Below are 12,535 nucleotides of genomic sequence, written 5' to 3'. Positions count from 1 at the left end.
CACGTGGCATCCGGTCGTCAGGCGCCCTGGAACGCCCGCAGCTGAGCGAGCAACGTCGGGGCTCCCGCATCGAAACGCTTGCCGCCGATGAACACGCCGCCCGCGAAGACGATCGCGCCCCAGAGCAGTCCGATCGCGAGCGAGACCCATCCGGCGCCCGTCACTCCGAAGAAGACGGCCATCACGGCGGGGATCACGGCGGGCAGCGCCAGCACGGCGACGAGAGCCCAGCACAGGAAGAACGCCAGGAACATCGTGAACGTCGACCCGGGCACGCGCTTGAAGGGCGAGTCGCCGGGGGCGGGCGTGGGAACGACGAGCAGGGCCGAGCTCACGGCACTGACACCGAGGCCGACCAGCGTGAGGCCCATCGAGCCGCCGATGACCGCGGGGAGCAGCTCCCACCTGCCGACGATCCCCAGCGTCACGACATCGGCGAGTAGCACGAGCGGGATGCTCACGGTCGCCGATCCGAGCATGCGCCCGAGACGGTCGGCGCGCCCGCGGATACCGGTCTGCATCACCGTGGCGAAGGCGGTGCCGTCGTACGACACGTCGGTGTACGCCAGGATGCCGGCGAAGAATCCGACCAGCAGGCCCGAGGCCGCGAAGAACGGCCCGTCGAGATCGCCGCGTGAGTAGACGAGAACGAGGACGGGGGCGAACGGGATCAGCAGCAACTGCCGCAGATACCGGAAGTCCCGCGTCCACGACGTGAGTGAGCGCGCCCAGGTCGCCCCGACGGGACTCGAGGGCATGATGCCGAACCACCCCAGCGATCCGGACCGGCGACGCGTGGCCACGCGTGCCGGAGGACCGACGAGGGATGCCGCCAGGCTCCGCCGCCAGAGCACCCACAGCAGCGCGAGGGTGGCGGCCGCGATGACGAGCTTGAGGAGCCCCGTGATCCACGCCCCCGCGGCGAGGTCGCCCGGAACGGCCCACGCCGCGGCGACCGGGGTCCACGACAGCGCCGAGACGACGGTTTGCAGCTGCGCCCCCTGCTCGCTCGCCGAGAACAGCAGGTTCGTGACCCCGATGAAGAGCGGACTCGCGAAGATGACGAGGGCAAACCCGACCAGACCCACGACCTCGCGCGTGCGGCGGCCCCCGCCGATGCCCGCGGCGAGAGCGGCCACCGCGCGCGACGCGACGACGCAGATCACCACGCCGAGGGGGACGCACACGACGGCGGCCACGGCCGCGGCCGGGTAGCGGGCCCAGACGAGGAACACGGCGAGGGATCCGATCGCGGTGGTGATCCCGGGCACGCCCGTGAGCCCACCCGCGGTGATCGCGACCATCATCTGCCGGGTCGTCATCGGGAACGGTGCGAGCTTCGCGGGATCGAGGGTGGTGTCGAGCCCCGCGGCGAAGATCGGTCCCACCACCCACCCGAGGGTCAGCACCGCGCCCGCCAAGGTGATGACGGCACGCGCGATGTCGAGGTCGAGCGTTCCGACGAAGAAGAGGCCGACGCCCGCGAGGAACAGCATCCAGACCGCACCGATGACGCCGAAGATGAAGCCGACCAACTGCATGGGGCTCCGCGACAGGGTGTTGCCCAGCACGCGGAACCGGATCTTCAGGACTGTCGCAACCACTGCGGCCCCTCCGCGTGGTGGCGCCCGCCGACCAGCTCGACGAAGCGGTCCTGAAGGGTCTGTCCCCCGCGGACCTCGTCGACGGTCCCGGATGCCAGCAATCGGCCCTGCGCGATGATGGCGACGTGGTCGCACATGCGTTGCACGAGGTCCATCGAGTGGCTCGAGACGATGACCGTGCCGCCCGAGGCGGTGTAGCCGCGCAGGATGTCTTCGATGTTGGCCGCCGACACGGGGTCGACGGACTCGAAGGGTTCGTCGAGGACGAGCAGGCGGGGGGCGTGCACGAGAGCGCAGGCGAGGGCGACCTTCTTGGTCATGCCCGCGGAATAGTCGACGACGGGCGTGCCCGCGGCCTCGGTGAGGTCCATGATCTGCAGCAGGTCGGCCGTGCGGGCACCGACCTCCTCGCGCGTGAGGCCGAACATCATGCCGGTGTAGGTGACGAGTTGCTCGCCGGTCAGCCGGTCGAACAGACGCACGCCGTCGGCGAGATTGCCGATAAGCTTCTTCGCCTCGACCGGGTGGGTCCAGACGTCGACTCCGTGGATGCCGACCGTGCCGGCATCCGGCCTCAGGAGTCCCGTCGCCATCGACAGCGTGGTGGTCTTGCCCGCGCCGTTGGGGCCGACCAGGCCGTAGAACGACCCGGTCGGAACGACGAGGTCGAGGCCTTCGACCGCGACCTTCTGACCGAAGCGTTTGGCCAGACCGGTCACCTGCATCGCCGGGCGGGAGTCGGTCGAGGCGCGGGGCGCGACCGCCTCGGGCAGGGCGGACGGCGGGGGGACGTCACGAGGGATGTCGGTCACTCCTCGAACCTATCGGCGGGCAGCGGGGCATTCCCAGCCCCGCTGCGCAACTCTGCGTTCTCAGTACCGGATGGCGTCGATGACCTCGACCCGAACGGCGACGAGAGCGATGTTCATCCGCCCCGGAGCGCCACGCCCCCGAGCGTCCTGAGAACGACGGGGGCGTGGCATCCGGTGTCCTATCGGGTCACTCCTTCGGAGGCGAGACGACGTTCGGCTTGGTCGGGTCGAGCGGCGCTCCGGTCCCGACACGGGCGTGGCTGCGCGAGTAGGCGAAGTAGATCGCGAAGCCCAGGGCCAACCAGATGAGGAACCGCAACCACGTCTCGACCGACAGGTTGAGCATGAGGTAGGTGCAGATGGCGGCCGAGAGGATCGGCAGGACCGGGCTCCACGGCACGCGGAATCCGCGCTTGAGGTCGGGGCGCTTGCGGCGCAGCACGATCACGCCGATCGAGACGAGCACGAACGCCGACAGGGTGCCGATGTTGACCATCTCTTCGAGGATGCCGACGGGCGTCAGGCCCGCGACGAGGGCGACGATCACGGTCACCACGATCGAGATGACCCACGGGGTGCGCAAACGCGGGTGCACCTTGGCGAGAGCGCCGGGGAGCAGCCGGTCGCGCGACATCGCGAAGATGATGCGCGTCGCGCCGATGAGCAGCGTCAGCACCACGGTGGTCAGACCCGCCACGGCGCCGGCGGCGATGACCGTCGCCATCCACGTCTGGCCACGCGACGCGAACGCCTCGGCGAGGGCGGCCTTCGGGTTCAGCTCGTCGAAGGGCACCATGCCGGTCACGACCACGGCGACGGCGCAGTAGAGGATCGTGCAGATGACGAGCGAGGCGATGATGCCGATCGGCAGGTCGCGCTGCGGGTTCTTGGTCTCTTCGGCCGTCGTCGCCACGACATCGAAACCGATGTAGGCGAAGAACACCAGGGCCGCACCGGCGAGGATGCCCCCGACGCCGAACGTCGCCGGCTCGAGGCCCGAGAGGAACTGCAACAGCGGCTGGGTGAGGCCGGAGGCCGACTCGGTGGGGACCGACGGCGGGACGAAGGGGGTGTAGTTGGCCGGATTGATGAAGAGGATGCCGGCCACGATGACGAACAGCACGATGAAGAGCTTCACGGCCACCAGCACGAGGTTGACCCGGAGGGACTCCTTGATGCCGACCGTCATGAGGCCGCCGAGGACCAGGACGAGAAGGATCGCGGGCACGTCGACGACACCGCCGGAACTCACCGCCTCGGGCAGGACGATGCCGAGTTGCTGAAGGAAGGTGCTGAGGTAGGCGCTCCACCCCTGGGCCACGACGCTCGCGCCGAGGAACATCTCGAGGATGAGATCCCACCCGATGATCCACGCGAAGAGTTCGCCGAGCGAGGCGTACGAGAAGGTGTACGCCGATCCCGAAACGGGGACGGTGGAGGCGAATTCGGCGTAGCACATGGCCGCGAGACCGCACGCGATCGCGGCGATGATGAAGCTGATCACGACAGCCGGGCCGGCGACCTCGTTGGCGGCGCGACCGGTCAGGGTGAAGATGCCCGCGCCGATCACGACGCCGACACCGAAGACGGTCAGGTCGACGGCGCTGAGGGACTTCTTGAGCCGGAACTCCGGCTCATCGGTGTCGGCGATGGATTGCTCCACCGACTTGGTTCGGAAAAGACTCACGCGACGCATCCTCTGTCTCGAGCGATGTCCAGGGAGCGAACACCACCCAGGGAGGATAGTCCCCCGACGGGCGCGGTGCCTATCTTCGGGGAGGGCTCGACAGTCGCGCCTTTATCAGAGATGACTAATGCGGGAAATTCATTGAATGCGGGTGTAAGGTTTTTCGTATTATGGCTATGAAGCACATCACGCACCTCGTCGACGACCTCGACGGCTCTGTTCTCGAAGACGGCCAGGGAAAGCAGATCACCTTCTCCGTCGAAGGTCGCGCTTACGAGATCGACCTCTCCGACCGCAATGCGGACAAGTTCTATTCGGCGATCGCCCCGTTCGTGGATGCCGCTCGTTCGGTGTCCCGTGGCAATTCGTCCGCGCGCCGCCCCCGTGCTGCTCGCCGCTCGAACGACGTCGATCTCGGTGCCGTTCGGGAATGGGCGCGCGCGAACGGACACACCGTGAGCGATCGCGGTCGCGTTCCCGCGACGATTCTCGACGCGTACGCCGAGGCGAATTCCTGAACCTCGCTTGTTCTCCTCTCGGCCGGGCGTGAATGCGACGGCCGAGAGCATGACGATGTTCGCCCCCGCAGCTTGTCGCGTGCTGCGTCACCCGCGTGGAATCGCGGACGCGCCGCGCAGGGCGGGGGTCGGTGAAAGCGGACGAGTCGGCGGGTGAATTCCCAAACCGCAGCCCGGAATGCGCCTCGTCGGCGGCTTATGGTCGCGACATGGCGAAAAAGCACATCATGCAGACGATCGACGACCTCGACGGTTCGGTCATCGAAGACAGAACGACTGTGACCTTCTCTCTGGAAGGGCGTTCCTATGAAATCGATCTGGCTTCTGACAATGCAGACAAACTGCGCGACGACTTTGGGCCGTACATTACGGCCGCGCGCCCGGTCGGTTCTTCTCCGTCTCCTCCGCGACGCACCCCGCGCGGGCGGGCCATTCCGACCCGCGATGTGATCGACGTGCGTTCCTGGACACAGAAGAACGGTTTCTCGATCACTGATCGCGGACGCATTTCCGCCACTGTCCTCGCGGCATCCGACGCCGCGCATTAAACCCCCGAACGCGAAGAACCGGATGCCCCGTCGAGGCGGCATCCGGTTCTTCTTTTCTTCCGGTCAGACGAGCGCGGTGCGTCCTGCGCCCGCGGCGAGTCGCTCCGCGGCGAGTCCCTCTGCTGCCGCGAGCGGGGTCACGCCCCGGTTCGCCGCCTCGTCGAAGACGCGGCGGACGGTGTCGCCGATGCCGGCGACGCGCCCCATGATGTCGTCGAGGCTGCCGCGCTCCTTCGCCACCAGGTCGAGGTAGATGACCCCGCCCGCGTTGACGACGAAGTCGGGCGCGTAGAGGATGCCCCGGGCGGCGAGACGGTCGGCGCCGGAGCGGTCGGCCAGAGGATTGTTCGCGGGACCGCAGACGGAGCGGGCGTCGAGGGCGTCGATCACGTCGTCGGTGAGCACCCCGCCGATGCCCGCGGGAACGAAGACGTCGGCGGGAATGAGGTGCGCCTCGCTCGGCTCGACCCACGCCGCGCCCAGTTCGGTCGCGAGAGCGCGCTTGGCGGGATTCACGTCGGTGACGGTGAGAACGGCGCCCTCGCCGGCGAGACGCTCGGCAAGGCGGCTGCCCACCTGGCCGAGACCGGCGATGGTGACGCGGCGCCCGGCCACGGCGCCGGTTCCGACGGCACGCTCCAGGGTCGCGACGAGCGAGGCGTACACGCCGAGGCTCGTGGGACCGGCCGGTTCACCCGAGCCGCCGACCGTGTCGGGGAGCCCGACCACGTGCGCGGTGCGCTCGCTGACGACGAGCATGTCCTCGGTGGTCGAACCCACGTCCTCGGCGGTGCGGTACAGCCCGCCCAGGCTCTCGACCGCGTCACCGAGGTCGAGGAACGCGGCGCGGCGCCGGTCGGCGTCGAGCACGGCGCCCTCCGGCAGTCCGATGACCGACTTGCCGCCGCCCGCGTCGAGGCCGGCGGCGGCGTTCTTGAGCGTCATCGCGGCCGAGAGGCGGAGCGCGTCGCCGAGCGCGTCGGTCCACGACGGGTAGGTCCACAGGCGCGCGCCGCCGAGAGCGGGGCCGAGGACGGACGAGTGCAGGGCCACGGCGACGAACAGACCGCTGCGTCGCCCCGTGATCACCTCCACGCGTTCGTGGGTGAAATCGGGCAGGGGCAGAGCGGTTGTCATCGCGTTCCTTGTCGTCGGTCGCCTTGTGGGCGGCACTGTGCGGATGCCGCGGCGTTGCGGCATCCGGGATCTATTCTGACCCGTCGGCGGGCGTCACGCGAGCGGCCCCGCGGCGCCTCGGCCGAGACCACACGATCCGCGCGAGCGCACATGGCCGGCCCGCGCTCGCGTCCGGCCCGCGGCGGGGCTCGCTCTAGGCTGTCGGGCATGACCGACGCCCTTTCCGCCCGTAGTCGCCTGGTCGCCGCCGCCCTCGAGGAGGCGGGCATCGCCGGGCGCATCGTCGTGCTGCCGGGTGCCGCGTCGACGGCAGCGCTCGCGGCCGCCGCCGTCGGTGTCGAGGTCGGCGCGATCGCCAACAGCCTCGTGTTCTGGAGCGACGACGAGCCATTGCTCGTCATGACCAGCGGCGCGCACCGGGTCGACACGGCGGCTCTCGCCGAACGGCTCGGGCGCGGCGGCATCCGCCGGGCGACCCCCGAACAGGTGCTCGCCGCGACCGGCCAGCCCATCGGGGGAGTGGCGCCGACCGGACACCCCGCGCCCCTGACGACGGTGGTCGACGAGGACCTCGCGGCATTCCCCGAGATCTGGGCCGCGGGCGGCACGCCGCACACGGTGTTCCCCCTGACGTTCGACGAGCTGGTGCGGCTGACCGGCGGGACGGTGACGCGGGTCGCCTGAGCGGGGGCCCGGCGCGGCGTCTCGCCGTGGCCCCGGGGCCTCTTTTGACGCCCCGGGGCCGTTTTCAGCGCCCCATGAACGGGGAGGGACCGGGCGGCGGCGGTTCGGGGCGGCGCCGCCCGGCGGGCTCACACCCCGGGGGCGGGTGTGAGGGCTGTGAGGCAGACCACCGCGGCGGCCGCTGACCACGCCTGCGGACGGCAGGCGGCGGGGTACGGCGTCGGCACCGACGAGTGGGTGCGCGGGTCGCCCGCGTGCAGCTCGGGCACGCGGTACGCGAAGCCCTCGGCGGCGTCCAGCAGACCGTCGACCACGGACCGCGCCTCGTCGTGCAGGCCCGCGCGCAGCATGCCGTGCGCGGCGATCGCGGTGTCGTGCACCCAGACGCTGCCCCCGTGGTACGACAGTGGCCAGTACCCGGCGGCGCCGGTCGACATGGTGCGGATGCCGTATCCACTCGACATGCTCTCGCCGAGCAACAGCTGGGCGACGTGCGCCTCTTCTTCGGCCGACAGGATGCCGGTGCCGAGCAGGTGCCCGATGTTGCTCGTCAGCGTGTCGACCGGACGCTTGTCGCGGTCGAGCGCGACGGCGGGGTAGCGGCCCTCGGGCGTCTCGACCCAGTACGTGGCGGCGAAGCGCTCCTTGAGGGCGGCGGCCCAGGAGCGCCAGAACGCGGCGTCATCGGCATCCGCCCCCTCGCCGAACTCCTCGAGGAGGTCGGCTCCGGCCAGGGCGGCCTCGTACGCGTAGGCCTGCACCTCGCACAGGGCGATCGGACCCTCGGCGAGACTGCCGTCGCGCCACTGGATGGAGTCGCCGGAGTCCTTCCACCCCTGGTTCGACAGGCCCGTGCCCATGCGGTCGATGTAGTCGAGGAAGCCGTCGCCGTCGCTGTCGCCGCTGTCGCGGATCCAGCCGAGGGCGCCGCGGAGCGTCGGGAGCAGCTCGCGCACCTCGGCGCCGGGCATGCCGGCGCGCCGGGCGTCGGCGAGAAGACAGATCCACAGCGGGGTCGAGTCGACGCTGCCGTAGTACTTCGGCGGCAGCACGATGCCCTCGCCGGGGATCTCCAGCGCCGAGGCCCGCAGCTCGTGCAGGATCTTGCCGGGCTCCTGCGCGGTCTGCGCGTCGTCGTCGGCGCCTTGCAGGCGGGCGAGGACACGGAGGGTGGATGCCGCGATCTCGCGGTCGAGCGGGAGCGCGAGCCGCGCGGCCCAGATCGAGTCGCGGCCGAAGAGCGTGAAGAACCACGGCGCCCCCGCGGCGAAGAACTCGTCGTCGGGGTGATCGGGGAGCACGAGCCGCAGGGCGTCGAGGTCGTCGAGCGCCGCGCGCAGCCACCGCGACAGGCGCGGGTCGGGGGCGCCGGCGGCGACCGCCGCGGCATCCCATCGCGCGGGAGCGGTCGCCGAGCCCACGACGAGCGTGTCGTCGCGCAGCGTCAGCGTCCACCCGATCTCGGCGGAGCCGAAGGGGGCGATCTCGACGTCCCACTCGGCCTCGACGTCGTGATCGGTCGACGCCACGCGAGCGCCCGGAGCGACGAGCTCGAGGCCTTGGGCGCCGGCATCCACCCGGATCTTCTCTCCGTCGACCACGGTCTCCACATCACGAGCGGAGGCGTGGCCCGACTTCACCTCGTGCAGCTGCGCGAACTCGGGAGTGAGTGCCAGGCGCAGCGTCGTGCGGATCGGCTGGTCGACGCGCGAGTGCAGGGTCCACGACTCGCTCACCACGCCGTCGGCGACGCGGCGGTCGCGCAGCAGCCGCACCTTCGGGTCGGGCGTGGTGTCGTCGAGCCCGCGCAGCAGCCCGCCGAAGACCACGCGCGAGGCGCCGTCGGGGGCGGTCGAGATCCACTCGATCGGCGAGCCGTCGCAGCGGGCGGTGAGCGCGCGCACGTGTCGCACGTCTCCGTGGTAGACGCCGTGCACCGCACCCGCGCCCATGTCGCCCGTGCCGTCGGACCACACCTGGGTGGGGGCCCGCAGAACGATGAGCGCATCGCTGAGCAGCGGTTGCAGGGGAGGGGAGTCGACCGTCGTCCCGGCAGGCGAGGTGGTGGGGGCGGTGGTCATTCTTTGACGGCTCCTTCGCTGGCGTTCATGATGCGGCGCTGGAAGATGAAGAACACCACGGCGACCGGAATCGTCATGATGGCCGCGGCTGCGAGTTTGAGGGGGAATTGGCTGCCCTGGCTGAGCTGACCGCTGGCCAGCGACGCCACGCCCTTGGTCAGCGTGGTCAGCTCGGGGGACTGAGTGGAGATGACGAAGTGGCTCAGCTCGTTCCACGATCCCTGGAATGACAGGATCACGATCGTGATGAGCGCGGGCCGCGCCATCGGCAGCACGACCGACCAGAAGATGCGGAACGTGCCGGCTCCATCGATGCGGGCCTGCTCCTCGACCGAGGGCGGGATCGACTCGAAGAAGTTCTTCATGATGAACACGCCCGCGGCATCCACCAGCAGCGGCAGGATCATGCCCGCGTACGAGTCGTAGATGCCCAGCTGATTGATGACGAGGAACTTCGGGATCAGCAGCACCACGGTCGGCACCGCCATGACCGCGATGAGGGCCGCGAACACGACCCCGCGCCCGCGGAACTGCAGACGGGCGAGCGCGTAGCCGGCGAGGGAGTTGAAGAACACCCGGCCCGCGGTGACGAACACGGTCACCACGACCGAGTTGCCGAACCACACGGGGAAGTCGGAGTTCAGGAACAGTCGCTCGTAGGCCGCCCATGTGAAGGGCTGCGGCGCGAGCGAGATCGGGTCGGCCGCCGCCGCGGCATCCGTCTTGAACGACGTCGCCACCTGCACGAGGAACGGATAGATGTAGATGACCGCGAGCACGATCAGCAGGACGTACAGACCGATCTGCCAGCGCAGGGCCTTGCCCGACAGGCGGTGCTTCGCGGGCTTGACGGGTCCGTCGATGCGCTGTTCGGCGAGGACGGTGGTCGGGGGAGAGGCCGTGGCGGTCATCGCGGCATTCCCTTCTGCGCAGGCACCTCGTACTGGCGCAGGCGTCGGCGCGAGACCGGGCGATCGCGCAGCACGAAGCGCTGCAGGATGGTGAGGGCCACGATGATGACGAAGAGCACGAAGGCGATCGCCGCACCCTGCCCCCACTGCTGCGAGAGGAACGCCGAGGAGTAGCTGAGGTAGGCGGGCGTCAGCGTCGTCTTTCCGGGCCCACCCTGGGTGCCCGTGTAGATCTGGTCGAACACCTGCCACGTGCCGATGAGGCCGAGGGTCAGCACCGTGAACAGCACGGGCTTGAGCTGCGGCAGGGTCACGCGCCAGAAGCGCTGCCAGCCGTTCGCGCCGTCCATCATCGCGGCCTCCTGCACGTCGGCGCCGATGTTCTGGAGGCCCGCGATGAACAGCAGCATGAAGGTGCCCGAGGTGGTGAACACGGCCATGAGGATGAAGGCCGACATCGCGACCGAGGGTCCGGCGAGCCAGTCCCACCACGAGACGCCGAGCATCGTGTTGCCGGTGAGGAAGGCCGGGCCGCTCGTGACGCCGACCGCGCCAAGGAGGTTGTGCACGACGCCCGAGGGATCGCTGAACCAGTTCGGTCCGTTGATGCCGAGCCACGACAGCACCTCGTTGACGGCACCGGATGCCGAGAAGAGGAAGAGCCACAGCACGGTGATGGCCACCGAGCTCGTGACCGAGGGGAAGTAGAAGGCGGTGCGGAACAGACCGCGTCCGCGCAGGATCGCGCGGTTGACGAGCACCGCGAGGAAGAGCGACAGCGCGGTCTGCAGCGGCACGACCAACAGCACGTACCAGGCGTTGTTGCGCAGCGCCGTGCCGAAGTCGCGCTCGGCCAGCCCGCCGCCGGTGGTGACCGCGGCGTAGTTGTCGAGGCCGACGAAGCCGACGTTGGACGAGAAGGGGCTGCCGCGCCCGGTCCAGTCGGAGAAGCTCACCCACAGCGCCATGAGCACGGGGACGAGCAGGAACACGCCCAGGATGATCAGCACGGGGGCGGTGAACAGCCAGCCGGCGGCGGCCTCGCCGCGCCGGATCCCCGGGGAGGAGGATCCGGCGCGACGCGGCGCTGAGGTGAGAGCACTCATGGTTACTTGGTGATGGCCTCGAGGTTGGATTGCGCCGTCTTGAGCAGCGCCTGCGGGTCACCGGTCTTCAGGGACTCCAGCTGAGCGTTGAAGTCGGTGATGACGTCGGCGGCGCCGGCCATGTTCGGCGGGAACTGCGCGTACTCGGCACCGGAGAGGAACGCCGTGAGGTCGGGGTTCGCGGAGCTCCACGCGTCGGCGGCCGACTGGATCGAGGGCATCGGGCCGAAGGCCTTCGAGAACGCCAGCTGCTGGTCGGTCGAGGTCAGGAACTCGACGAGCGAGCGTGCCTGCTCCTGGTTGCCGCTGTCGGCGGCCATGCCCCAGCAGTTGGTGAACTGCAGCGTGCCCTTGCCGCCGGGGCCCGCGGGCAGCTCGGCGACCTTGTACTTCACGCCGGGGTAGTCGGCCGACATTGCGCCGGTGATCCAGTTGCCCTCGATGACCATCGCTGCCTTCTGGGTGCCGAACGCCTCGCCGCCCCAACCCGCGCCCACATCGGACGCGAAGGCGAAGGTGCCGTCGTTCAGGTGCGTCTTGACGTAGTTCAGCGCCTCGACGTTGGCGGAGCTGTCGGCTGTGGCCTTGCCGTCGGTGACGAGTCCGCCGCCGGCCTCGGCCATGAAGGCGCCCACGCGCTGGTACTCGGCGCCGAACGCGAGACCGACGCGGCCGTCGGTGGTGAGCTTCTGAGCGACGGATGCCAACTGGTCCCAGGTCGTGGGGACATCGGCATCCGTGAGCCCTGCCGCCGACCAGAGGTCGGTGTTGATGATGAGGGCCAGGGTCGAGAAGTCCTTGGGCGCGCAGTAGAACTTCCCGTCGACGGTGAAGTTGTCGACGAGCGAGGGGTAGAAGTCGTCCTTGTTCGCCAGGTCGTCGCCGTAGGCGGCGATCGAGCCGTTCGCGGCGTAGCCGGCGAGGGCCTCGGGGGCGAGGTAGAAGAGGTCCGGCGGCGAGCCGGCGGCGAAGCCCTGCGAGAGCTGCTGGGGGAGGTCGTTGGCGGTCTGGACCTCGGCCTGCACGCCCGACTGCTGGCTCCAGGCGGCGACGGCGTCGGTGACGGCCTTGGTCTCGGCGTCCCCCGAGGAGCCGATGAGGATGCTCAGCGTGCCCGAGCCCGAGGCTTGGGACTCGCCGGGGGTGTCGTTGAAGCCCGAGCCGCACGCGGTGAGCGTGAGCGCTCCGGTGGCGAGTAGTGCGCCGGCGGCGAGCCAGTTCCGGGCGGTGTGCCGTGTCATGTGTCTCTCTCCTTCGATGAGGCATGCGACCCCTCCGGGTGCTCGGAGGGCCGTCTCTTTTGATCGTTCAAATGACGGTTCGACTACGGTAAGGAACGGCGGTGTTTCCTGTCAAGCGGTTGCTCGCCCGCTTAGGCTGTCGGTCTGACCGTCAGGCCTGCGTGCGCGTCATCGCGGAACGCGCAGGCGTCGAAGGATCGGAAGAA

General features: G+C 69.7%; 11 protein-coding genes. 3 read left to right on the top strand and 8 right to left on the bottom strand.

Annotation, left to right across the window (positions count from 1 at the left end; genetic code table 11):
• Positions 1-17: 17 nt before the first annotated feature.
• The 3 genes from ASE56_RS10685 to ASE56_RS10675 all read right to left on the bottom strand — a co-directional run bounded on the left by ASE56_RS10685 (position 18) and on the right by ASE56_RS10675 (position 4,103).
• Entirely contained in the window at positions 18-1,604 is a 1,587-nt protein-coding gene (locus ASE56_RS10685) for a hypothetical protein (RefSeq protein WP_056229050.1), read from the bottom strand.
• Complete coding sequence (locus ASE56_RS10680; protein WP_056229813.1) at positions 1,586-2,329, bottom strand: ABC transporter ATP-binding protein; 744 nt, start codon at positions 2,327-2,329, stop codon at positions 1,586-1,588. The genes ASE56_RS10685 and ASE56_RS10680 overlap by 19 nt, the downstream gene beginning before the upstream one ends.
• A 274-nt stretch (positions 2,330-2,603) precedes the next feature.
• Complete coding sequence (locus tag ASE56_RS10675) at positions 2,604-4,103, bottom strand: amino acid permease (RefSeq protein WP_056229810.1); 1,500 nt, start codon at positions 4,101-4,103, stop codon at positions 2,604-2,606.
• Positions 4,104-4,273: 170 nt separating this feature from the next.
• Here ASE56_RS10675 and ASE56_RS10670 point away from each other — a divergent pair, with 170 nt between their 5' ends.
• Together ASE56_RS10670 and ASE56_RS10665 are read left to right on the top strand one after the other, a co-directional pair.
• On the top strand, positions 4,274-4,621 hold the full coding sequence (locus ASE56_RS10670; protein WP_056229047.1) for an Lsr2 family protein: 348 nt from the start codon (positions 4,274-4,276) through the stop codon (positions 4,619-4,621).
• 209 nt (positions 4,622-4,830) lie between these two features.
• Positions 4,831-5,169 carry an Lsr2 family protein gene (locus ASE56_RS10665; RefSeq protein WP_056229044.1) on the top strand — a complete coding sequence of 113 codons (339 nt, stop codon included), beginning with the start codon at positions 4,831-4,833 and terminating at the stop codon, positions 5,167-5,169.
• A 63-nt stretch (positions 5,170-5,232) separates the two neighbouring features.
• On the opposite strand, the gene ASE56_RS10660 is transcribed toward ASE56_RS10665, so the two are convergent.
• Positions 5,233-6,306 (bottom strand): Glu/Leu/Phe/Val dehydrogenase family protein, encoded by a 1,074-nt coding sequence (locus tag ASE56_RS10660; RefSeq protein WP_056229042.1) that lies wholly within the window; start codon positions 6,304-6,306, stop codon positions 5,233-5,235.
• Between the two features lie 207 nt (positions 6,307-6,513).
• Here ASE56_RS10660 and ASE56_RS10655 point away from each other — a divergent pair, with 207 nt between their 5' ends.
• The gene (locus ASE56_RS10655; protein WP_056229039.1) at positions 6,514-6,990 is read left to right on the top strand and encodes a YbaK/EbsC family protein; all 477 of its coding nucleotides are present in this window, start codon (positions 6,514-6,516) and stop codon (positions 6,988-6,990) included.
• 128 nt (positions 6,991-7,118) lie between these two features.
• Here the strand turns inward: ASE56_RS10655 and ASE56_RS10650 are convergent, their stop codons facing one another.
• From ASE56_RS10650 to ASE56_RS10635, 4 genes are read right to left on the bottom strand one after another with little or no spacing between them, the layout of a single operon-like run.
• Entirely contained in the window at positions 7,119-9,071 is a 1,953-nt protein-coding gene (locus ASE56_RS10650; RefSeq protein ID WP_056229035.1) for a glycogen debranching N-terminal domain-containing protein, read from the bottom strand.
• On the bottom strand, positions 9,068-9,982 hold the full coding sequence (locus ASE56_RS10645; RefSeq protein WP_056229032.1) for a carbohydrate ABC transporter permease: 915 nt from the start codon (positions 9,980-9,982) through the stop codon (positions 9,068-9,070). The genes ASE56_RS10650 and ASE56_RS10645 overlap by 4 nt, the downstream gene beginning before the upstream one ends.
• Entirely contained in the window at positions 9,979-11,088 is a 1,110-nt protein-coding gene (locus ASE56_RS10640; RefSeq protein ID WP_056229031.1) for a carbohydrate ABC transporter permease, read from the bottom strand. The genes ASE56_RS10645 and ASE56_RS10640 overlap by 4 nt, the downstream gene beginning before the upstream one ends.
• A 2-nt stretch (positions 11,089-11,090) precedes the next feature.
• Complete coding sequence (locus tag ASE56_RS10635) at positions 11,091-12,329, bottom strand: extracellular solute-binding protein (RefSeq protein ID WP_056229025.1); 1,239 nt, start codon at positions 12,327-12,329, stop codon at positions 11,091-11,093.
• Between the last annotated feature and the right edge of the window lie 206 nt (positions 12,330-12,535).

Origin of the sequence: Microbacterium sp. Leaf203 (assembly GCF_001421275.1) — a bacterium.
Taxonomy (GTDB): domain Bacteria; phylum Actinomycetota; class Actinomycetes; order Actinomycetales; family Microbacteriaceae; genus Microbacterium; species Microbacterium testaceum_A.
This window is presented reverse-complemented; position numbering and strand designations above follow the sequence as displayed.

Excerpts from the sequence above, each read along its gene's own strand:
- ASE56_RS10680 (WP_056229813.1), bottom strand. The coding sequence starts at position 2,329 with ATGCAGGTGACCGGTCTGGCCAAACGCTTCGGTCAGAAGGTCGCGGTC.
- ASE56_RS10655 (WP_056229039.1), top strand. The coding sequence starts at position 6,514 with ATGACCGACGCCCTTTCCGCCCGTAGTCGCCTGGTCGCCGCCGCCCTC.
- ASE56_RS10640 (WP_056229031.1), bottom strand. The coding sequence starts at position 11,088 with ATGAGTGCTCTCACCTCAGCGCCGCGTCGCGCCGGATCCTCCTCCCCG.
- ASE56_RS10635 (WP_056229025.1), bottom strand. The coding sequence starts at position 12,329 with ATGACACGGCACACCGCCCGGAACTGGCTCGCCGCCGGCGCACTACTC.
- ASE56_RS10670 (WP_056229047.1), top strand. The coding sequence starts at position 4,274 with ATGGCTATGAAGCACATCACGCACCTCGTCGACGACCTCGACGGCTCT.
- ASE56_RS10665 (WP_056229044.1), top strand. The coding sequence starts at position 4,831 with ATGGCGAAAAAGCACATCATGCAGACGATCGACGACCTCGACGGTTCG.
- ASE56_RS10660 (WP_056229042.1), bottom strand. The coding sequence starts at position 6,306 with ATGACAACCGCTCTGCCCCTGCCCGATTTCACCCACGAACGCGTGGAG.
- ASE56_RS10645 (WP_056229032.1), bottom strand. The coding sequence starts at position 9,982 with ATGACCGCCACGGCCTCTCCCCCGACCACCGTCCTCGCCGAACAGCGC.
- ASE56_RS10650 (WP_056229035.1), bottom strand. The coding sequence starts at position 9,071 with ATGACCACCGCCCCCACCACCTCGCCTGCCGGGACGACGGTCGACTCC.